Here is a 22,006-nt window from a genome sequence, read left to right on the forward strand (position 1 = left end):
CGGATGGCGTTGCGACCGGTCGATCTGGCACGCCGGGCCGGGATCTCGACGCAGTTGGTGCGGAACTACGAGACGGTCGGGATCCTGCCCGAGGTGCCGCGGAGTGAGTCGGGCTACCGGCAGTACGGCGAGGTCCATCTGCGGGCGATGCTGACGTTTCGGGCACTGGTGCCTGGCTTCGGCCACGAGACTTCTACGCGGATCATGCAGGCCGTTCATGAGGGGGATCTGGCGCTGGCATTCCGGTTGATCGATGCGAGTCATGCCGGGTTGCACGAGCAGCGGTTGGCGACGGATGTGGCGAGCGAGGCGCTGGGAGAGGCGGCTGAGGAGTTCCTGGACGGCGTACCGGTGGTGAATGGACCGGATCTGCTCGTGGGGGAGTTGGCCGCGCAGCTCGGTGTGCGGACGTCGACGTTGCGGGTGTGGGAGTCGGCGGAGTTGCTCGTGCCGGTGCGCGAGGCGGGGACGAAGTACCGGCGGTATGGACCGGTGCAGGTGCGGGATGCGCGGATCATCGCGATGCTGCGGCGCGGGCGGTACGGGTTCGATCAGATCCGACCGGTTCTGGACGGGCTGCGGAAGGCCGGGAGCGCCGAGGCGTTGCGGGCAGCGGTCGCGGAGAGACGAGCAGCGCACGACCGACGGACCCGCGCCATGCTGCACGGCGCGGCGCTGCTCCACGACTACTTAGGTGGGAATCGCTAGCTGGGTCGGGCGGTTGCGGCCTCTGACAGTCACTTCCTCGCCAGGCCTCCAGTGGCCGGCTTCTGCAGGCGCTGACTCGTTGACAGCGGCCATCGAGGCGAGCAGCCGGCCGGGGACAGCCTTGGCCAGTTCGGTGAGCCGGGACGCCTCGTTGACCGGGTCACCAATCACTGTGTACTCGTGTCGCCGCACATCTCCAACGGTGCCGGCGACGACCGTACCGGCGGTGACGCCGATCCCGGCCGTTGCCTCAGGCAACTCCTGAGCCAACCGCCGAGCAAGCGCGCGGCCTGCCTGGAGAGCGCTCCCTGCCGGATCGGGCAGTTCGGCGGGCGCACCGAAGACCGCCAGCACCGCATCGCCGGCGAACTTGTTGACGAAGCCGCCTTGGCGGTCCACCTCGTCGACCACGATCTCGAAGAACCTGTTCAGCAAAGCGACGACCTCACCGGGCGGCCGGATCGCCGCGAGCTCGGTAGAGCCCACCAGATCTACGAACAACACCGCGACGAAGCGCTCTTCGCCGCCGAGTGCATCACTGGCCAATGCTTCCCGCACCACGTCGGGACCGACGTAGCGGCCGAAGAGATCGCGGATCCGCTCCCGCTCACGCAGGCCGGCAGCCATCCGGTTGAACCCCGCCTGGAGTGAGCCCAGCTCCGTACCGTCGAAGACCGGGATGTGGACGTTCAGTTCCCCGTCGCCGGTCACCGTCAGCGCGTTCCGCACCGAACGAACCGGGGCAACCACCGACCGGGCGGAGAGCGCGGTCAGCAGCCACCCGCAGACCAGCACAACGGTGCCGAGGGCAAGGATGATCACCGACAACCGGGTCGGCGAGACGTCCTTCTCGATCAGCGCCAGCAGCGCCGTCAGCATCAGCCCGAGCACGGGCACCCCGGAGCCGACCGCCCAGAAGAACACCGTCCGCGCCTTCAGCCCGAACGCCAGCAACCGGCGCGGCGGCGCCTGGTCGGCGAGCGCTCGCGCGGCGACCGGCCGGAGCGCGAACTCGGTCAGCAGGTACGACGCCGCACACGTCACGATCCCGCCGTCGAACGTCGTGATCATGATCCGGAGCACGTTGTCGGGCTGGTAGATCAGGGCGAGCACACTGAACAGCACCGTGGCCAGCAGCCAGAGGAACACCTCGATCATGCTCAGCCGCAACGGCAGCTGCAACGTGGTGATCTGCTCCTTGCGGGTGGCCGGGCGCTCCGCCAGCACCCAGGACGTCGCGCGCAGGGCGTACCGGGTGCTCCAGACCGCGCCGACCACGAGCGCCAGCAGGAAGTACCCGGGGAAGGCGATCGCCCGGACCAGCTGGAGTTCGTGGTTCGGGGGCGGGCCGGGCAGCACGAACACGCTGAGCATGAAGACGACCGAGGCGCCGACGATGTTCGTGCCCAGCGAGAAGACGGTCAGCAGCAACTGGCCACGGATCCGCAGCTGCCGTGGCGACTGGCCGGCCGGGCCGAGCAGCCACGATCCGAACGGCTTCCGCTGCAGTACGAGCTCCGGCCGTCCCTGCGCCATCCTGTCCCCATTTCGCTGATCCAGCAGGGGTTCCCCGTCTGAACCGGTTTTGGCACGGTGCTGCCCATGGCCCTAATAGGCCGCGTCATCGGGCCTTTCCGTGGGTAATGTCCTGCGAACGACATTCTGCCTCGGGAGCCCCTGTGAGCCACGATCGCCACTCCTACGCCGAACCGGCGTTGGTGCGCACCACCCACCTCGCGCTGGACCTCGACCTGGACTTCACCGCCAAGGTGCTGTCCGGCACGGCCACGCACACGCTCGCCTGGAGTGGCCCGGGCGATCGGCTGGTCCTCGATACGCGGGATCTGACCGTGCTCGCCGTGGAGGGCGCGGTCGACGGGGACTGGGAGCCGCTCGAGTACAGCCTGGCGGTGCCGGACAAGGAGCTGGGCTCGGCGCTGACGATCCGGACCGGGCAGCACGGGCAGGTGCGGGTGAGCTACCGCACCGCTCCGACGGCGACGGGGCTGCAGTGGCTGGAGCCGGCGATGACCGCGGGCGGCGTGATGCCGTTCATGTTCAGCCAGTCCCAGCACATCCACGCCCGGAGCTGGGTTCCGGTCCAGGACACCCCGAGCGTGCGATTCAGCTACTCCGCGCACGTCACGGCCCCGCCTGAGCTGATGGTCCTGATGAGCGCCGACAACGGCACGGAGTCGCGCCGGATCGGCTCGTACGACGTGGTGATGCCCGAGCCGATTCCGTCGTACCTGCTGGCGATCGCCGCGGGCGACCTGGTGTTCGAGCCGATCGGCGCTCGGACGGGTGTCTGGGCCGAGCCCGAGATGGCCAAGCGGGCGGCGACCGAGTTCGCCGACATCGAGGAGATGATGCGCGTCACCGAGGCGGTCTTCGGGCCGTACCGGTGGGGCCGCTACGACATCCTGGTACTGCCGCCGTCCTTCCCGTACGGCGGGATGGAGAACCCGCGGATGACGTTTGCCACCCCGACCGTGGTGATCGGCGACAAGTCGCTGGTCAACGTGGTGGCGCACGAGTTGGCGCACAGCTGGTCGGGCAACCTGGTGACCCAGAACAGCTGGGACGACATCTGGCTCAACGAGGGCTTCACGGCCTACGTCGAGTACCGGATCGTCGAGGCCGTCTACGGCACCGAGCTGGCCGTGATGGAGACCGCGATCAAGCAGCACGCGACCGTGGTCAAGCTGGATCCGCTCTCAGCGGCGGAGCAGGCAGCCGAGCTGCCGGGGCTCAACCACCGGTCGCAGTACCACGGTACGACCGGGCTCGGGCCGTTGAAGGGCTGTTGGTTCCTGACCTGGCTGGAGGAGCGGTTCACGCGGGAGATCTTCGATCCTTTCCTGCGCGGGTACTTCGATCGCTTCGCGTTCCAGAGCATCAACTCGGAAGACTTCGTCGAGCACCTGCAGGAGCAGCTGCTGGACAAGCACCCAGGTGTGGTGACAGACGCGGAGCTCGCCGCCTGGCTGGACGAGCCGGGCATCCCCGCCTTCGCCGAGAGAGCGGTCTCTGCGCGTTTCGAGGTCGTCGACGAGTTGCGTGCGCGCTGGCTCTCGACCGGCGAGCTGCCTGAGGGTGCAAAGCACTGGACGACGCAGGAGTGGCTGCGCTTCCTCGACGCCGCGCCGGACGTACTGACGGCGGAGCAGTTGCAGCAGCTGGACCGGGAGTTCGACCTCACCGGTACCGCGAATGGCGAGATCGCGCGTCGGTGGTACTCGATCGTTGCCGCGAGCACCTACACGCCGGCGTACGAGGAGCTGGCGAGCTTCCTGACCCGGGTGGGCCGGATGAAGCTGGTGCTGCCCGTGTACAAGGCGCTGGTACGGACCGAGGACGGCCGGGAGTTCGCGAGTCAGGTGTTCGAGACCGCGCGGCCCGGTTATCACCCGATCACGACCGCGGCGGTGCTCAAGATCCTCAAGCGCTGACGCTTCGCGGGTTACCGTCTGAAGTATGTCGATCGAGCTGGACCGGCCCGGGCTGCTGACGGCGATGATCAGCCCGGGGTCGCGTGCTGCCCCGGGCGACGGCCGGCGTACGCCGCGGGACTGGGTCGTGGACGTGACGTTCGTCGTGCTCGGCATGGGGTTGAGCGTGATCGGGCTGGCGATTCCCGACGGGTCGAGGCTCGATCCGCCGGTCGGGTTGCATGTGACCATCGGCGTACTGGCCGCGCTCTCGCTGATGCTGCGGCGGAAGTGGCCGCTGCAGGTCGCGTTGGTGCTGATCGTGTTGTCCGCGTTCTTCCCGACCGTGGGGAGCTCGAGTGGGCTGGCGCTGTTCAGCCTGGCGGTGCATCGGCGGACCCTGGTGAGTGTGCTGGGCTGTGTCGCGGCGGCGCTGTCGTGCCTGGTGCAGTTCTGGATCTATCCGCCGGCGCGGTCGATCCCGTACGTCTACTGGATGGTGGTCAGCCTCACCAGCCTGCTCTGTGTGGCGGTCGTTGCCTGGGGCATCGTCGTACGGACGCGCCGGCAGCTGATGGTGTCGCTGGCGGAGCGTGCCCGGCGAGCTGAGGAGGAGCAGGAGTTGCGCGTCGAGCAAGGTCGGCGGCGCGAGCGGGAGCGGATCGCGCGCGAGATGCACGACGCGCTCGGACATCGGTTGTCGTTGCTGAGCGTGCATGCCGGGGCGCTGGAGTTCCGGCCGGGGATGCCGTCCGATGAGCTTGCGCAGGCAGCCGGGGTGATCCGTTCGAGTGCGCGCGAGTGCATGGAGGATCTGCGGGAGATCGTCGGCGTACTACGTGCGCCCGACTCCACCGTCCCAGGCGACCGGCGGCCGCAACCTGGCCTGGTGGACGTCGACGCCCTGGTGGAGGAGTCGCGTGCAGCGGGCATGACGGTGATCCTCACGCCGCTCCCGTCGCCTCCCGACTCGATCCCGCCGGCCACTGGGCGGCACGGCTACCGGATCATCCAGGAGGGGCTGACGAACGCGCGCAAACACGCACCCGGTCAGCCGGTCACCGTCGTCCTCTCGGGGGCCGCGGGCAATGGACTCTCCATCGAGATCCGTAATCCGTTGGTGGCAGGTGTGCCAGGCGACGGCTCGCGGGTAGGTCTGGTGGGTTTGGCCGAGCGGGCGAAACTGGCCGGCGGCACGCTCGACCACGGCCCGACCAGTACGAACTGCTTCCGCCTGCACGCGTGGTTGCCCTGGCCCGCTCTAGGATGACTGGCATGGTGGCGGCGGCTGTTCGGTTGCTTGTCGTGGACGACGATCCGCTCGTACGGGCTGGTCTGAAGAGCATGCTGGGCGGTGCCGCCGAGCTGGATGTCGTGGGGGAGGCGTCCGACGGACGCGCTGCGATCGACGCCGTCCGTGCGGCCGAGCCGGACGTCGTACTGATGGACATCACCATGCCGGTGATGGACGGGCTGACAGCAACCGAGGCCATCCGCGCGGTCGCGGACGCGCCTGAGGTGGTGATCCTGACGACCTTCGGTTCGGAGGAACACCTCGTGCACGCATTACGGGCCGGCGCCGCCGGCTTCCTGCTGAAGGATGCGGCGCCCCAGGAAATCGTCGACGCGGTGGTGAAGGTCGCCGGTGGAGACCCGATCCTGTCCGGCGCGGTCACCCGTCAGCTGATGGATTACGTCTCCGGGCCCGACGAGCAGAGCCGTCGCGACCAAGCTCTCGAAGTACTGGCGAAGCTCACCGACCGTGAACGCGAGGTCGCCGCAGCCGTTGCCCAGGGCAAGAGCAACGCCGAGATCGCCACCGACCTCGCGATGGGCGTTCCCACCGTCAAGACCCACCTCACCCGGGTCCTCCTCAAACTCGACCTCAACAACCGGGTCCAGGTAGCCCTCCTGGCCCACGACGCCGGCCTCGCCTGAGGTGCAGTCGTTGTGGGGTGCCGGCGCCATCGGCGGGTAGGGTGCTGCGGAACCAGGCAAGGCCAGAGGGGAGCTCGGGGTGGACCAGCGGTACGGGGGAGAGTCAAGTGGGGTGGCGCGGACGATCGGTGGCGATCATCTTGCGCTCAGGGATCAGGTGCTGGCCGAGTTGCGGCGACGGATCGTCGACGGTGACTACGCACAGGGTGAGCGGCTGACCGAGAACCGGCTGGCGGACGACTTCGGAGTGTCACGCAATCCGGTCCGTGAGGCGCTGCGGGTGGTCGAGACCGAGGGCTTCGTGGAGATCCTGCCGCGGCGTGGTGCTGTGGTGGCGACGCTGGACGAGACGGCGATCCGGGATCTGTTCGCCGTACGGGAGCAGCTCGAGACGCTCGCTGCGGGGTTGGCGGCTGAGCGGGCGACTGAGGACGACGTCGCCCGGCTCCGGAAGTTGCTGGACGACGCGAGTGCCGCCACGGAGGCTGAGGACTTCGACCAGGTCGCTGAGCTGAACAGTGCGCTGCACCTCGCGGTGATCGAGATCAGCGGCAACCGGTGGCTGGCGTCGCTGTCGGCGGCCATGTACCACCACGTGCACTGGGTCTTCCGCCTCGGCGCCGCCCAGCGCGCACCGCACTCGTGGAAAGAGCACATCCGCGTAGTAGACGCCATCGCCGCCGGCGACCGCGCTGCCGCAACCGCAGCAGCCCGCGACCACGTAGAAGCCGCAGCCCAAGCCGCCCTAGCCGGCCCGACCGCCTAGCGGCCGGTGGCGTAGCCCTGCATTCCTCGGGGGTTGGCTCCTGCGGCCAGTACGCCGTCTGGGGTGCGGGACACGGCGCAGAGGCGGCCTAGGCTCCAGGGATCTGACTCGACGACCTGATGGCCCTTGCTGATCAACGTGTCGCGCACTACCGGGCCGAGACGGCTCTCCAGCGTCAGGTTGCCCGGTACCGCGCCTCGCGGGTAGAACGACGACGGGAACGCAGTGGTGTGCCAAGCGGGCGCATCGATGGCCTCCTGCAACTCCTGGCCGCCCGCAAGATGCCGCAGGAGGAACAACAGCTGCCACTGGTCCTGCTGGTCGCCTCCAGGTGACCCACAGGCCAGTACGGGTGCGCCATCCCGTAGTACCAGCGTGGGCGTGAGCGTGGTCCGCGGCCGCAGCCCAGGGGCGAGCGACGACGCCAACCTCTCCTCCAGCCAGAACATCTGCAGCCGGCTCCCCAGGCAGAAGCCCAGCTCGGGAATCGTTGGCGACGACTGCAACCACCCACCGCTCGGGGTAGCGGAGATGACGTTGCCCCACTGGTCGATCACGTCGACATGGCACGTGTCCCCGCGCGTAGCCCCATCCGGTGCCACCGTGGGCTCCCCGGTGCTCGCATCGCCCTCAACCCCCCTCACGAGGGATGGCAACCGCGGCACCCGCCCATCCGGACTCCCCGGCCGCATCTCGTACGACGCGGCTGCGCCGACCGATGCCGCCCGCTCAGCCGCGTACCCCGGTGACAGCAGCGTCTTGAGCGGTACGTCGACGCCATCGCCGTACCAGGCCTCCCGATCCGCATAGGACAGCTTGGTGATCTCTGTCGTCGTGTGGACGGCCTCAGCACTCGTCAGATCAAGCGCCGTCGGGTCACCCAGCTCGGCGAGGACAGCCAGCGACTGCAGTAGCGCCGGCCCCTGACCCCACGGTCCCGTCTTGGCGACGGTGTGCCCGTGCCAGTCGAAGGTGGCCGGTTCCTCCCAGCTCGCCTCGTACGACGCGACGTCGTCACCCGTGATCAGCCCGGCATGGTCCTCACCGCTCGAATCGCGATGCGGCAACCGCGAGAACCGGTCGATCGCCTCGGCGACGAACCCTTGGCGCCACGTAATACGCGCCCTCTCGAGCTGCGCGACGCGGTCCGCGCCGGCCTCCTCGGCCGCGATCACGAGTCGCTCGAGCGTGTCGGCGTACGCCGGGTTGCGGAACAACTCGTTGGCCCGCGGCGCCCCGCCAGCCTGCAGCCACAGCTCGGCAGATGTCGGCCAGTGCTCAGTGAAGAGCTCCCGGACCGTATTGACGGTGTCGCCCACTCGAGGGAGCACTGGATGGCCGTTGCGCGCATACCCGATCGCTGGCTCCAGTACCGTCCGGAGCGGCAGCGAGCCGTGGTCACGCAGCAGTAGCAACCAGGCGTCGACAGCACCCGGTACTGCGGCCGCCAGCGGCCCGGAGCCCGGGATGAGCGACAGCCCCAGCCCCTTGAAGTGTTGGATCGTGGCACCCGCCGGAGCCACCCCCTGTCCGCACAGCACCCGCGGAGTCGGGTCGGCCGCGGTAGCGATGATCGCCGGTACCTCACCACCAGGACCGTTGAGGTGAGGCTCCACGACGTGCAGCACGAACCCGGCGGCCGCAGCGGCGTCGAAGGCGTTGCCACCGAGCTCCAGGAGCCGCATGGCGGACTGTGACGCCAGCCAGTGCGTGGACGAGACCATCCCGAACGTGCCGCGCAGGGTGGGCCGGGTGGTGAAGGTCATCGAGCAACTCCTCTAGTGGTGTCTGCTTGATCGCGTACGTCGGGTCCACTGCCATCGTCGCCTACTAGGTGGCAGGCGACTCGGTGTCCACCTTCCCCGATCACCCTGGACTCCGGTACGACCGTCCTGCACTTCTCGATCGCCACTGGACAGCGTGTGTGGAACCGGCAACCCGGTGGCGGGTCTATAGCCGACGGTAGGTCGTCCCCGAGCAGCACTGGTCGCCGCGCCCGCTGGGTGGACGGGTCGGGCACAGGAGCCGCCGACAGCAGCGCCTGCGTGTACGGATGAGCCGGTACGCCGAAGATGCGCTCCCGCGGGCCTTGCTCGACCAGTTGCCCCAGATACATCACGGCAACCTCATCAGCCAGATACTCGACGGCCGACAGATCATGCGTGATGAACAGGCACGCGAACCCCAGATCGCGCTGCAGATCGGCCAGCAGGTTGAGCACCGACGCCTGCACCGACACATCCAGCGCACTGGTCGGCTCATCCGCCACCAGCAACCGAGGCGACGAAATCAACGCCCGAGCAATACTCACCCGCTGCCGCTGCCCACCCGACAGCTCATGAGGCGCCCGCTGAGCCACCTCCGGTCTGAGACCGACCCGCCGAAGCGCATCGGCCACCGTGGAGGGGATCTCGCGCCGCGGGGCGCTGGCCGATCCGGTCTGGCTGGACCCGGCGGAGAGCGCCCCACGGCGGCGCATGAGTCGCAAGGGTTCGCCGACGATGTCGCCGACCGACAACCGTGGGTCGAGGGAGCCAGCGGGGTCTTGGAAGACTATTGAGACGTTGCGGCGGTGTGTACGGAGTTGGCGGCGGTTGAGGTGGGTGATGTCGGCGTCGGCCAGACGGACGGTGCCTTCGGTTGGTTCGAGTAGGCGGACGATGCAGCGGCCGACGGTGGACTTGCCGGAGCCGCTCTCTCCGACCAGGGCGACGACAGCGCCTTTCGGGATCCGCAGGGAGACACCGTCGACGGCACGGACGGGGCCGAAGTGCATGACCAGGTTCTCGAGTTCCAGCGCGTACTCGGTCATCTGCCCTCCGGATTCCAGCAGGCCACGCGAGCGGTCAGCACCGGCTCCTTCGTCCTGCAGATGTCGACGACGCGCGGGCACCGGTCGGCGAACGTACAGGCGTCGGGCTGCTCAGCAAGGACCGGTACCAGCCCTGGAATCTCGTTGAGCCGATCAGTCCCCGCGTGGCGCCCGGCCGATGGCGACGCACCCAGAAGGCCTGCTGTGTAAGGGTGTTGAGGCCGAGCGAACAGCTCGTGTACTTCGGCAGTCTCAACCACCCGTCCCGCGTACATCACCGCCACCCGGTCAGCCAGATCGGCAACCACCCCAAGGTCGTGGGTGATCAGCACGACGCTCGTGCCGAGTCGTTCGCGCAGTGCCCGCAGCACATCGAGAATGCCTGCCTGGATCGTCACGTCGAGCGCAGTAGTCGGCTCATCCGCGATCAGCACCTTCGGATCACACGCGACGGCCATCGCGATCATCACCCGCTGCCGCATCCCACCCGACAGTTGATGCGGATAGTCATCGACCCGCCGCTCCGCTGACGAGATGCCGACCAGCTTGAGCAACTCGACCGCCCGTTTGCGAGCCGCCTGCTTGGACAGACCGATGTGGATGCGCAGCACTTCGCTGATCTGGTAGCCGACCGTGAAGACCGGGTTCAGCGAGGTCATCGGCTCCTGGAAGATGTACGCCACCTCCCGCCCGCGGATCGACCGAAGAGTCCGCTTGTCAGCACCGATCAGCTCGACCCCATCCAGCCGGACCGAGCCGTCGACAGTCGCAGAGCGGGGGAGCAGCCCGGCCAGGCTCATCGCGGTCACGCTCTTGCCACAGCCCGACTCGCCGACAATGGCCAGTACTTCGCCATCGCTGACCTGCAGGTTGACGTGATCGACGGCCGACAGCGGACCGTCCTCGGTCCGGAAGGTGACCGAGAGATCCTTGACCTCGAGCACTGACCCGGTCATCGGCGACTCGCCTTCGGATCGAGAGCGTCGCGCAGACTGTCGCCCACGATGTTGAACGCCAGTGTCAGCAGCATGATCGCCACCCCAGGCATCACCGCCGCCCAGGGCGCCCGGGTCGCGAACTGCTGAGCGTCGGACAACATCGTGCCCAGACTCGGCGCCGGCGGCTGGATGCCGAGCCCCAGGAACGACAGCACAGCCTCACCCAGGATCGCCGCCGGGATCGCCACCGTCGCCTGGACGATGATCACCGACGCCGCATTCGGCAGGATGTGCCGCCCGAGCACCCAGAGATCGCCGGCACCATCGACGATCGCGGCAGAAACGAAGTCGAGAGACTTCAGCCGCAGAGTCTCCGAGCGGACGATCCTGATCACCCCGGGGATCTGAGCGATCCCGATCGCGATCGCCGCGTTTCCGAGACTCGCCCCGCGGATCGCGGCCAGCCCGACCGCGAGAATCAGGAACGGGAACGCGAGTACGAGATCGGTGAAACGCGAGATCAGCGCGTCGATCGCCCGGAAGTACCCAGCCATCAGCCCGAGCGGTACGCCGATCAGCAACGAGGTCGCGACCGCGAGCAACCCGACGTGCAGCGAAGCACGCAGCCCGAACATGATCCGCGACAACACGTCCCGGCCGAGATCGTCGGTGCCGAGCACGTATCCAGCCGTACCGGGCGGCGCGAAGGCACGGTCGAGATGGGTCAGCGTCGGCTCGTGCGGCGCGAGCCAGGGCGCGAAGGCAGCGGCCAGGGCAGCGATGGCGAGGACGGCGAGGCCGGCGATCGCGAGTGGATTGCGGAGCATCCGGCGGACCACCTTGCGGCGGCGGGAGGTGACCGGCGCGGTGGTGATGGTGGTGTCGGCGACGGCCATCAGGCCTCACCTCGCACGCGGATGCGCGGGTCGATCACGGAGTACAGGAGATCTACGAGCAGGTTGATGACGATGTACGCCGTAGCGGTGACCAGTACGACCGCCTGGATCACGGGGTAGTCGCGCTGGAAGACGGCATCGACGGTGAGTTTGCCGAAGCCGGGGAGCGCGAAGATGCGCTCTGTGACGACGGCGCCGGAGATCAGGGCGCCGAGTTGGAGGCCGACGATCGTGACGACGACGATCAGGCTGTTGCGGAGGGCGTGGCGGCCGATCACGGCTCGCGGCGGCAGCCCCTTGGCTTCGGCGGTGCGGATGTAGTCGGCGGAGAGCGCGTCCAGCATCGACGAGCGGGTCTGGCGCATGATCACCGCCGCCAGTCCGGTGCCGAGGATGAGTGCCGGCAGAACGAGGTGGTGGAGGTTGTCGATCGGGTTGTCGAAGAACGGTACGAAGCCGGAGGCGGGGAACAGGCCGAGCGCGACTGAGAGGTACAAGATCGCCATCAGCCCGAGCCAGAAGTTGGGGACCGACAGACCCAGCAGGGCAAGGGCGTTGGCGGCCCATTCGGCAGGACGGCCGCGGCGTACTGCGGCGACCACGCCGGCGCCGACTCCGAGCAGGGCGGCGACGAAGATCGCGAGAGCGGAAAGCTCGATCGTCACGGGGAGAGCGCTGGAGAGCATCGAAGTCACGCTCTCTCCCGTTCTGATCGAGCGGCCGAGATCGCCCCGCGCCGCGTGGCTGACGAACTGCCAGAACTGAACGAGCACGGAGTCGTCGAGGCCGTACTGCTCCCGGATCGCGCGCAACGACTCCGGATCACGATCTTCTCCGGCCAGCGCGAGCGCCGGATCTCCCGGCAACGCGCGCACCCCGAGAAACACCACGACAGTTGCTAGCAGCAACGTCACCAGCGATTGCCAGAGTCGTCCGAGGAGGTACCGCCTCATATCACTTGGCGTAGCCCGCGAAGGCGGTCCGGATGACGCCGTCGGGGTAGGTCTGGACGCCGAGGACCTTCTTGGTGACGCCGGTCAGGTTGCGCTGGCGGTAGAGGTAGATCAGCGGGTCGTCCTGCTGCAACTTGCTGACCACCTGGCCGTAGAGCTGCACCCGCTGCGCCTGGTCCTTCGACTGCCGCGCGTCCGTGAGCAGCTTGTCGACCTCCGGACTGTTGTACCCGGCAACGTTCTGGCTGCCCTCGGACCCGACGAAGTTGAAGATGTTCGCGTCCGGATCGACCCGCCCCGACCAGCCCAGCTGGAGCAGTTCGTAGTCACCCCGATCCTGCTGGTCCAGCAGAGACGCGTACTCGACCGGCTTGATCACCAGGTCGAATCCACCCTCCTTCACCATCGCCTGCAGCGCCTGCGCCAGCCGCAGACTGTCCGGGTTGTTCGACGTGATCATCGAGACCTTGTACGGCGTCGCGACCCCCGCCTGCTTCAGCAAGTCCTTCGCCTTCGCCGTGTCGTGCGCCGGGCACTTCTGCGCGGCGTCCGAGCTGAACTCGCTCTTCGGGGAGATCGGCGAACAGGCGACGGTGTTCAACCCGTTGAAGATCGACGTGACCAGCGCCTCCCGATCGATCGACGCCTCCAGCGCCTGCCGGACACGCGGGTCCTTGGCGATCGGGGTGTCGAGCTGCTTGACGGGGTTGCCGATGCCGTCGGCGTTCCCGATGTTGATCGTCAGCCCTTGGTAGCCGAGCGACTGGGACTGCAGGACGCTCAGGCTGCTGTCCTTCTGCAGGGTCGGCGCGTCCTGGCTCGACAAGGAGTCGGCGACCTGGGCGTCACCCGAGCGGAGGTTCGCGGAGCGGATGCTCGAGTCGGTGATGATCCGGTACTCGATCGCGTCCAGGTGCACCTTGGCGGCGTCGTAGTACAGGGGATCTTTGACGACCTTGATCGAGTTCTGCGCGACCCGGCTGGCGAACTTGAACGGGCCGACGCAGACCGGTGCCGTGGAGAAGTCGGCGCCGAGCTTGTTCACGGCGGCAGGGCTGAGGACCATACCGGCGCGGTCGGCGAGTGCTGCGGTGAGTGGGGCGAACGGCTTGGACAGCTTGATGACGACGGTCTTCGCGTCGGGGGTCTCGATGGAGCTGATCGGGCCGAGCTCGCTCTTGCGCCCCGAAGCGGGCAGCGTGAGGCCGCGGTTGATCGACAACTTCACCGCGGCGGAGTCGAGCGTGGTGCCGTCGGCGAACTTCACGCCCTCGCGCAACGGGATCGTCAGGCTGAGGCCGTCGGGGGAGACGGTCGGCAGGGCCGTGGCGAGCTGTGGCACGATCTTGGCGTCCGGGCCGAGGTCGTACAGCTTCTCGCACATGGTGTGGAAGACGTACCGCGAGTAGAGGCTGCGCGACAGGGTCGGGTCGAGCTTGTCCGGGTCGGCCGAGAGCGCGACGGTGAGCGTGCCGCCGTTCTTCACCGCGGCCGGATCGGCCGGGTCACCAAAGACGTCCTGACCCGAGGCGCCGGTCTGCCCGCTCGGCTGCTCGGCCGCCGGCTCCACCGGTGAACACGCGGCTCCGACGATGGCCAGCGCGACCACCCCGACCACGGCCCCCGAAAGCGAACGTCGCCTTCGGGCGGCGTGGGGAAGGCGGGCGAGCCAACTGGAGCGGTTCAGTGACGGCGGAGTTCGACGGGGCATTTCGTCCTCCCGGTAGGAGCGGTTCCGTCGACTGTTTCATGTATACAAGGTGCGCGCGCAAGTGATTCGGCGAGTTCAGGGAAAACCTTTAACCGCCAGTCGGGCACCTGCGTTGCCGGATAACTGACCGTGCCCGCCGGGCACCCGGAGTCACAACGGCGACAGTCCCGCCTCGGCCGGTGCGGTCGAGGCGGGGCTGTCTGCACCCTTGATCACTCGCTGATCTTGAACTCCGCCGAGGTCACCTTCTCGGCCAGGTGCTGGGTGGTGAAGACCGGCTGCGTCAGCGGCGACTTGCCCGGGAGGTCGGTCTTCTTGGCTTGGGCCAGGAACACGACCGTCCCGTCGTCGTACCGGTAGGCAGCGGTCTGGTCGTAGTCGCTTCCCTTCTTGGCGGTCACCACGCCAACCTTCTTGCCGTCGACATCCACGATGGCGCAGGTCCCGCTCGCGCCCCAGAACGTCAGTGCCAGCTTGCACGGGCTGGTCGCCGGCTTCCCGTCGGGCGTGGTCGACATGACCAGCAGCCGACCGACCCGATTGTCTTTCTGCACCGGGATGGTGGCCATGTACTCCCAGTAGTCCTGCTCCCCGTCGGCGGACGCATATTGGGCCTGGGGCCATCTCGCCGAGCGACCGTCCGGGTACCTCAGGTTCGGCGTGCTGAACCCCGCCGGTACCGATGAGCTCAGGTCTGCCATCAGTGCCCCGACCCGGACCGCGCGTGGACCCGCGCTCGCTGTGCGGTCGGTCTGACCCTCAGGCCATGGGTCGCCAGTCTTGCGGGTGGTCGGTGCTGACGGCACGACGGTGGAGCCTGACTTCGGCGTCGGCACTGCCTGCGAGGGGGTGCCGCCGCCTGCCACCATCGGGCCGGTCGACCCGTTGTCACCCAGGTTCGCGATCAGGGTGGGACCGGCCACGGCGCCAACAGTCAGCGTCACGGCGGCCGCCCCGACCCACGCCACCCTGCGCCGCTTCCGGACCCGGCGACCCTGGTGGAGAGCAACCGCGGGATCCATCGACGACGGTGGGCTGCTGCGCACCAGCACGTCGTGAAACGCCTCTTTGAGATCCTCTTCGTTCATCGAACCTTCTCCTCTTCCAGCAGTCCGCGCAGCGTCGCCAGCCCGCGGGCGGCCTGGCTCTTCACATTTCCGGTCGAGCAGTCGAGCAACGAGGCCGTCTGCTCGACGGACTGGTCCTCCCAGTACCGAAGGACCAGCACGGCGCGCTGCTTCGGCGGCACCTTCACGAGCGCCTCCATCAACACGAGCCGTTCCTCGGTGAGCTCGGCCGCCGGCGCGGCCCGGTCACTGGCCGGCGACCCGATCGACTCGTGCCGGAACCACGCCCGGCGCCGCTCGGACAGGAACGTCCGTACCAGCGTCTGTCTGGTGTAGTTGTCCATCGATTCGCGCTGCTCGATCCGGCGCCAGGCCAGATAGATCTTCGTGAACGTCTGCTGCACCAGGTCCTCGGCCCGGTGCCAGTCGCCACACAGCAGGAATGCCGTGCCGCGCATGGCGCCGGACCGCGCCGTGAAGTACGCCTCGAACGCGGCGTCCCGATCACTCATCTGTTTCCCCGATCCTTGATACCGGGTTAGACACGCCTACGGGGCCGAAGTTGGTTGCATCCCGATTCAGCCTGCTGCGGCGGTCACCAGTTGTCCGGTGGCGCGAGCGCGATGGTGGGGTCGCGGTCGGGTGGGCCGGCGGGGTGCCATTCATCATCGACGAGCCGGTAAGGGTGCCAGCGACCGCTGTGGTCGAGTCGGGTCTGGCAGCGGACAGAGCCGGAGGTGGTCAGTTGGTTGTGGTCGGCGGTGATGGCGAGGTCGTCGTCGGCAGCAGCCAGCAACTCGGTGCGCGCGCGGGCGAGCTCGCCCGGGTCGGGCGACCAAACGTGTTCCAGGACATCGAGCGCGGCGGCGCCACCGTACGACCAGGCCTGTACGCCGAGGCTGAGCGCGGCCGGCCGGTCCCACGCGGCGGACAGCCGCTCACGGAGTACCGGGTAGTCGGCGGCCAGCCGGACACTGTCTTGCCACTCGTCGAGGAGCCAGGGATCTGGCGCGCCGGACAGCAGCGCGTTGAGTTGGGCGCGGGCTCGCCTGGCGGCGTCGAGGACCAGCAACGGCAAGGTTGCCGGCTCGAGATCGGCGAGTGGGTCGATCCCGCTGACCGCGAGGTCCTCGATCGCGAGCTTGGGCGGGAGGGGCGGCAGGTCGGGGAGCTCACCAATCTGTCTGGCCGCCGCAACTGGGGGAACGCCGTCCTCTTCGGCCGGGTGCTCTGCAGGCGGAGTGGACGAGCGGCGTTGCAGGTCGTCCAGCAGCGTCTCACGGGAGCGGCCGCGGAGGAGCAGCAGGACGAACGGGTCTCCGTCGAGCAGCCAGCCGGCTTGATAACAGAGGCCGGCGGCGTGCTGGCAGGGGAGTTCCCAGCTGTCGCAGGTGCAGGAGGGGTCGAGATCACCGATGCCGGGAAGCAGCGCCACGCCGGCATCGGCCGCGGCGTCGACCAGATCGTGGGGCATCTCGCCGTCGAGCAACGCCGCGATGTGGCCCGCACGAGCGGCGACCTGGTCGAGGAATCGGTCCCATTCGGCGTCGTCGAGGCGGTCGATGTGCACGACGGCTTCGTAGGTGTCGTCGGGCGCATAGACAGTCGCCGCGAGCCGCCCCGGGCTGATCGTGATCGTGCCGACCTGCCCGGTATTCGCGGTACGCCGGCCCTTGCGGAGCTGGCCCAGATCCAGCGACGTGTCCTCGAGCGCCTGCACCCAGGTGCGCCCCCACCACGACTTCCCGCGCGTACTACGTCCCGCCTGCGCCGGGAAGGCCGGGAACCCGCGCGCCTCCTCGCCGCTCATCGGGCGGCTCGCAGCTCGACCAGGTCGGCGAGTTCGGAATCGGTGAGCTCGGTCAGGGCGGCCTCCCCAGCCGTCAGTACTGCGTCGGCGAGCGCGCGTTTGCTCTTCAGCATCGCCGCGATCCGGTCCTCGATGGTGCCCTCGGCAATCAACCGGTGAACCTGCACCGGCCGGGTCTGACCGATCCGGTACGCCCGGTCGGTCGCCTGATCCTCGACGGCCGGGTTCCACCAGCGGTCGTAGTGGACGACGTGATCGGCCCGGGTGAGGTTGAGCCCGGTGCCGGCCGCTTTGAGAGACAGCAGGAACACCGGTACTTCGCCTGCCTGGAAGCGCTCGACCATCTCCTCGCGTTTGCGGACCGGGGTGCCGCCGTGCAGCAACTGGGTGGCGATGCCGCGGTCGGCGAGGTGGCGTTCGAGCAGCCTTGCCATGGCGACGTACTGGGTGAAGACGAGCACGGCGCCGTCCTCGGCGATGATCGTCTCGAGCAGTTCGTCGAGCAGTTCGAGCTTGCCGGAGCGACCGGTGAGACGGGCGTCGTCGCCCTCCTTCAGGTACTGCACCGGGTGGTTGCAGATCTGCTTGAGCCCGGTGAGGAGTTTGACGATCAGGCCGCGACGGGCCATCTGGTCGCTCGCCGCGACCTCGTCGAGCAGTTCGCGCACGGTCGCTTCGTAGAGCACGACCTGCTCGCGGGTGAGGGAGACCGGCTGGTCGGTCTCGGTCTTCGGCGGGAGCTCGGGGGCGATGCCGGGGTCGGACTTGCGGCGTCTGAGCAGGAACGGTTTGACGAGTTTCGCGAGTCCCTCGGCGACGGCTTCGTCCTTGTCGGCCTCGATCGGTTGCGCCCATTGGGTGCGGAAGACGCTGAGCCGGCCGAGCAGTCCGGGGGTGGTCCAGTCGAGGATCGCCCAGAGTTCGGAGAGGTTGTTCTCCACCGGAGTACCGGTGAGGGCGACTCGGGCACGGGCTGGGACTGTGCGCAGGGCTTTCGCCGTACCGGAGGTGGGGTTCTTGACGTGCTGGGCTTCGTCGGCGACCAGGAGTGCCCAGCGGTGCTGGGAGAGCCGGGCAGCATCGCGGCGGAGAGTCCCGTACGTCGTGAGCACGAACCCGTCGTCGGCACCGTCCAGTGAGCGGCCGGAGCCGTGGAAGCGCAGTACCGGGGTGCCTGGCGCGAATCGCTGGACCTCGCGCTCCCAGTTGCCGAGCAGCGAGGCCGGGCAGACGACGAGGGTCGGACCGGACGTGTCGGGGGTGAGCTGGCGGTGGAGGTGGAGGGAGATCAGCATGATCGTCTTGCCGAGACCCATGTCGTCGGCGAGACAGCCGCCGAGGCCGAGGTCGGTCATCCGGGCGAGCCAGCGGAGGCCGCGCAACTGGTAGTCGCGTAAGGTCGCCTGCAGGGCTGCCGGTGGGTCGATCGGGTCCTGGGAGCGCTCGGGGTCGGCGATCTTGGCGCGGAGCTCGTCGAGCCAGCGGGTCGGAGTGATGGCGATCTGCCGGCCGTCGACCTCGGTGGTGCCGGTGAGGGCCGCGCCGAGGGCGTCGATCGCGGTGACCGGTTTGAGGATGCGTTCGCGGGCTTTGCGGGCGAGCTCGGGGTCGACCAGCATCCACTGGTCCCGGAGGCGAACCACCGGGCGGGTGGCCTCGGCGAGCTGGTCGAGTTCTTCCTGGGTCAGCGGGTCGTTGCCGAGAGCAACTTGCCAGCTGAAGTCGAGGGTCTTGCCGCCACCGAAGAAGCTCGGCATGTCGGACGGCGGGCCGTCGGTGGAGGTGATCGCGGCGCGGGCGGTCAGCTCGCGGCCGAGGCTGCGCGGCCAGTGCAACTCGATGCCGGCCGCCGCCAGTCGTTGTGCGCCGGTCGCCAGCAACCCGGCGACCTCTTCATCCGCCAGTTCCAGTCGATCCGGTACTGCGGAGTCGAGCAACCGGCTCAACGGCGACCAGACCCGGGCGGCTCGCCGGATCGCAAGCGTCGCGTCGATCCGGGCACGAGGGCCGAAGCCGCTCACATCCTCCGCCCAGACGTCCGCGGCGTCTCGTACCAGCGTCGGGTCCTTCAAGCTGTGCAGTTGCACCACAGCCCGGAACCCAAGCGACTCCGGCAACTCGATCCTGAGCGAGATCCGCACCCCGGTGTCGAGCCCCGCCGACACCTCATCGGCCCACCCCCGCAACCGAGAAGCCTGCTGAGGCTGCCTGGCCGCGAACAACCCACTCCCATGAGCCTTCACAGCCCCAGGCGACCGAGGCATCCCATCCGCAACAGCATCGATGAACTGCCGAACCAAGTCTTCTCCGACCGGCACCCGCAACTGCACTGCAACTGGGGAATGCGAAGTGGACTCCGTTGGCGCAGAAGGAGGGGCGGCGGCGCGGCGCCCCGGCTGGTCGGTGCCCACTGGTGACTCTGCGGTGCGGGGGAGCGGGAGGCAGCGAGCTTCGAACGGGATGGCTTCGGCGAGTTTGAGGATTCGGTCCACGTCGGTGGGGTCCAGGGGGCCGGCTCGCCAGGCGTCGTGGCCGGCGGGGGAGACGCCGGGGAGAAGGCGGCCGCGGGCTACGAGCTGGAGAGCGATCAGGGAGACGGCTCCCCAGAACGCTGATGCAGGATGGGCGCCTGGGGTGGTGCGAATGCGGCCGAGCACCGGTACTGCGCGATCGATCGGCAGGTGGATGGCTCGGACCGTACGGGTGGTGAAGGCGTCGCCGTCCTTCACCACCAGCTCGTGGGTCGTCTGCTCACCGACGCCGAGTGGCAGGTCGCCTCCTGAGGGATCCCAGAAGGCGACGCTGCTGTCGCGTGGTGGATCGGCCGGGACGAACACCGCTGCCAAACCTGCCAGCGCCCCCGCGTGCACATACCCGGCCAAGCCGCTCTCCCTCGTCTGTCGAAAGCTGTTGGATCAGACCGCGACGACCGGAACGTCCCCGGCTTGCTCGAATTGTGTCCGGTGCAACTCCTCATACCGCCCGCCGGCAGCGAGCAACTCGGTGTGCGTGCCCTGCTCGACGATCTGCCCCGCCTCGATCACCAGGATCTGATCGGCCGCCCGGATGGTGGAGAGCCGGTGCGCGATCACCACCGCCGTCCGCCCGTCGAGCGCCTCCGCCAAAGCAGCCTGTACTGCGGCCTCCGACGTCGAGTCCAGCGCGGCCGTCGCCTCATCCAGGATCACGACCCGCGGCTGCGCCAGCAGCAACCGCGCAATCGTCAACCGTTGCCGCTCACCGCCGGAGAACCGGTAGCCGCGCTCGCCCACGACAGTCTCCAGCTGGTCGGGCAACCCGTGGATCAAGTCGTAGAGCCGAGCCCGTCGCAACGCCTCCCACAGCTCCTCCTCGGACGCCTCGGGCTGGGCGAGCAGCAGGTTCTCCCGGAGGGTGTCGTGGAACAGGTGCCCGTCCTGCGTCACCATCCCGAGCGTGTCCCGCAGGGATTCCGCCGTCAGGTCGCGCACGTCCACTCCACCGAGCTTCACTGACCCCGAGTCCACGTCGTACAGCCGAGGGATCAGCTGGGCGATCGTCGACTTGCCCGCGCCGGACGACCCGACCAGCGCGACCATCTGCCCCGGCTCGGCCCGGAACGACACCTCATGCAGTACTTCCTCGCCACCGCGCGTGTCGAGCTTCGCCACCTCTTCCAGCGAAGCCAGCGACACCTTGTCCGCCGACGGATAGGCGAACCGCACCTTCGAGAACTCCACCGACACCGGCCCGGCAGGCACGACAACGGCATCCGGCTTGTCCTTGATCAACGGTTCCAGGTCGAGCACCTCGAAGACCCGGTCGAAGCTGACCAGCGCCGTCATCACCTCGAGCCGCGCACTCGCCAGCGCGGTCAAGGGGGAGTAGAGCCGGGTCAGCAGCAGCGCCATCGCCACCACATCACCCGCATCGAGCTGATTGCGCAGGGCGTAGAACCCGCCCAGTCCGTAGACGACCGCCAGCGCGAGCGCCGAGACCAGCGTCAACGACGTCACGAACACCCACTGCACCATCGCGGTCCGGACGCCGATGTCCCGCACCCGCCGGGCCCGTACCGCGAACTCGTGCGACTCCCGAACCGGCCGCCCGAACAGCTTCACCAGCGTCGCACCCGGCGCCGAGAACCGCTCGGTCATCTGGGTGCTCATCGTCGCGTTGTAGTCGGCCGCCTCGCGTTGCAGCCCGGCCAGCCGCGCTCCGATCCGGCGCGCCGGAATGACGAAGACCGGCAGGATGACGAGCGCGAGCAGGGTGATCTGCCAGGAGACCCCGAGCATGACGACCAGTGTCAGCACCAAGGTGACCACGTTGCTGACCACCCCCGACAGCGTGTCGCTGAAGGCGCGCTGGGCCCCGATCACGTCGTTGTTGAGCCGCGACACCAGGGCGCCCGTCCGGGTCCGGGTGAAGAAGGCGATCGGCATCTTCTGGATGTGGTCGAAGACAGCCGTCCGCAGGTCGAGGATCAGCCCTTCACCGATCCCGGCGGACAGCCACCGGGTCAGCAGCCCGACGCCCGCCTCGGCGACCGCGATCAGCGCGATCAGGATCGCGAGGCGGAGCACCAGACTGAACTCCTTGCCCTCGACGATCGCGTTGACCACCTTGCCGGCCAGCACCGGAGTGGCCACCGCGAGGAACGCCGCGCCGATGCTCAGCACCAGGAACAGGATCAGTTGCCGCCGATGCGGGCGGGCGAAGGCGAGGATCCGCCGCAGCGTGACCTTCGAGAACGGACGCTTCTCGTCCTGGGCGTGCATGGCGTGGTACATCGAGTTCCACGCGGTCATTTCCATACTCACGGTGTGGCTCCGGTGTCGAGGACTTGAGAAGGACGATGATCCTCCCGACCACCGACAGTTTCGAACCGTAGAACCTCAACATAGCTAGAGGTCAAGCTCCTCGCCTTGTAGATCTGGTATGGCATACGAGAATTGTAGCCAGCCAGGGCAAGGTCTGGACACCGGTTGAATGCA

17 protein-coding genes are annotated in these 22,006 nt (G+C 68.3%); 5 read left to right on the forward strand and 12 right to left on the reverse strand.

What is annotated here, in order from left to right:
* Positions 1-3 precede the first annotated feature (3 nt).
* Positions 4-708, forward strand: coding sequence for a MerR family transcriptional regulator (locus tag AB0M15_RS19605; protein WP_363820500.1), 705 nt, complete (start codon positions 4-6; stop codon positions 706-708).
* On the opposite strand, the gene AB0M15_RS19610 is transcribed toward AB0M15_RS19605, so the two are convergent.
* Positions 691-2,244 carry an adenylate/guanylate cyclase domain-containing protein gene (locus AB0M15_RS19610; RefSeq protein ID WP_363820502.1) on the reverse strand — a complete coding sequence of 518 codons (1,554 nt, stop codon included), beginning with the start codon at positions 2,242-2,244 and terminating at the stop codon, positions 691-693. The two genes, AB0M15_RS19605 and AB0M15_RS19610, sit on opposite strands and share 18 nt — an antisense overlap.
* Positions 2,245-2,387: 143 nt before the next feature.
* Between AB0M15_RS19610 and AB0M15_RS19615 the strand changes: the two genes are divergently transcribed.
* The 4 genes from AB0M15_RS19615 to AB0M15_RS19630 all read left to right on the forward strand — a co-directional run bounded on the left by AB0M15_RS19615 (position 2,388) and on the right by AB0M15_RS19630 (position 6,843).
* A complete protein-coding gene (locus AB0M15_RS19615) occupies positions 2,388-4,160 on the forward strand; it encodes a M1 family metallopeptidase (RefSeq protein WP_363820505.1) in 1,773 nt (590 codons plus the stop codon).
* Positions 4,161-4,185: 25 nt separating this feature from the next.
* A complete protein-coding gene (locus tag AB0M15_RS19620) occupies positions 4,186-5,409 on the forward strand; it encodes a histidine kinase (protein WP_363820508.1) in 1,224 nt (407 codons plus the stop codon).
* Positions 5,410-5,414: 5 nt separating this feature from the next.
* A complete protein-coding gene (locus AB0M15_RS19625; protein WP_363820511.1) occupies positions 5,415-6,077 on the forward strand; it encodes a response regulator transcription factor in 663 nt (220 codons plus the stop codon).
* A gap of 79 nt (positions 6,078-6,156) precedes the next feature.
* Positions 6,157-6,843: a GntR family transcriptional regulator gene (locus AB0M15_RS19630; protein WP_363820514.1), complete on the forward strand. Its 687-nt coding sequence runs from the start codon at positions 6,157-6,159 to the stop codon at positions 6,841-6,843.
* On the opposite strand, the gene AB0M15_RS19635 is transcribed toward AB0M15_RS19630, so the two are convergent.
* The 11 genes from AB0M15_RS19635 to AB0M15_RS19685 all read right to left on the reverse strand — a co-directional run bounded on the left by AB0M15_RS19635 (position 6,840) and on the right by AB0M15_RS19685 (position 21,820).
* Entirely contained in the window at positions 6,840-8,609 is a 1,770-nt protein-coding gene (locus AB0M15_RS19635) for a gamma-glutamyltransferase family protein (RefSeq protein ID WP_363820517.1), read from the reverse strand. The two genes, AB0M15_RS19630 and AB0M15_RS19635, sit on opposite strands and share 4 nt — an antisense overlap.
* Positions 8,606-9,655 carry an oligopeptide/dipeptide ABC transporter ATP-binding protein gene (locus AB0M15_RS19640; RefSeq protein WP_363820520.1) on the reverse strand — a complete coding sequence of 350 codons (1,050 nt, stop codon included), beginning with the start codon at positions 9,653-9,655 and terminating at the stop codon, positions 8,606-8,608. The genes AB0M15_RS19635 and AB0M15_RS19640 overlap by 4 nt, the downstream gene beginning before the upstream one ends.
* Complete coding sequence (locus AB0M15_RS19645; protein WP_363820523.1) at positions 9,652-10,611, reverse strand: ABC transporter ATP-binding protein; 960 nt, start codon at positions 10,609-10,611, stop codon at positions 9,652-9,654. The genes AB0M15_RS19640 and AB0M15_RS19645 overlap by 4 nt, the downstream gene beginning before the upstream one ends.
* Positions 10,608-11,489: an ABC transporter permease gene (locus AB0M15_RS19650; protein ID WP_363820526.1), complete on the reverse strand. Its 882-nt coding sequence runs from the start codon at positions 11,487-11,489 to the stop codon at positions 10,608-10,610. The genes AB0M15_RS19645 and AB0M15_RS19650 overlap by 4 nt, the downstream gene beginning before the upstream one ends.
* Positions 11,489-12,442: an ABC transporter permease gene (locus AB0M15_RS19655; protein ID WP_363820529.1), complete on the reverse strand. Its 954-nt coding sequence runs from the start codon at positions 12,440-12,442 to the stop codon at positions 11,489-11,491. The genes AB0M15_RS19650 and AB0M15_RS19655 overlap by 1 nt, the downstream gene beginning before the upstream one ends.
* 1 nt (position 12,443) lies before the next feature.
* Complete coding sequence (locus AB0M15_RS19660; protein WP_363820531.1) at positions 12,444-14,153, reverse strand: ABC transporter substrate-binding protein; 1,710 nt, start codon at positions 14,151-14,153, stop codon at positions 12,444-12,446.
* A gap of 212 nt (positions 14,154-14,365) precedes the next feature.
* Positions 14,366-15,241 (reverse strand): hypothetical protein, encoded by an 876-nt coding sequence (locus tag AB0M15_RS19665; RefSeq protein WP_363820533.1) that lies wholly within the window; start codon positions 15,239-15,241, stop codon positions 14,366-14,368.
* Positions 15,238-15,732, reverse strand: a complete 495-nt coding sequence (locus AB0M15_RS19670) for a SigE family RNA polymerase sigma factor (RefSeq protein WP_363820537.1) — start codon at positions 15,730-15,732, stop codon at positions 15,238-15,240. The genes AB0M15_RS19665 and AB0M15_RS19670 overlap by 4 nt, the downstream gene beginning before the upstream one ends.
* An 83-nt stretch (positions 15,733-15,815) precedes the next feature.
* A complete protein-coding gene (locus AB0M15_RS19675; protein ID WP_363820539.1) occupies positions 15,816-17,030 on the reverse strand; it encodes an SWIM zinc finger family protein in 1,215 nt (404 codons plus the stop codon).
* Entirely contained in the window at positions 17,027-19,912 is a 2,886-nt protein-coding gene (locus AB0M15_RS19680; RefSeq protein WP_363820546.1) for a DEAD/DEAH box helicase, read from the reverse strand. Before AB0M15_RS19680 ends, AB0M15_RS19675 begins: the two co-directional genes overlap by 4 nt.
* Before the next feature lie 33 nt (positions 19,913-19,945).
* Positions 19,946-21,820: an ABC transporter ATP-binding protein gene (locus AB0M15_RS19685; RefSeq protein WP_363822276.1), complete on the reverse strand. Its 1,875-nt coding sequence runs from the start codon at positions 21,818-21,820 to the stop codon at positions 19,946-19,948.
* Positions 21,821-22,006: the final 186 nt, after the last annotated feature.

The sequence above is a fragment of the Kribbella sp. NPDC051718 genome (genome assembly GCF_040681515.1).
GTDB lineage: Bacteria > Actinomycetota > Actinomycetes > Propionibacteriales > Kribbellaceae > Kribbella.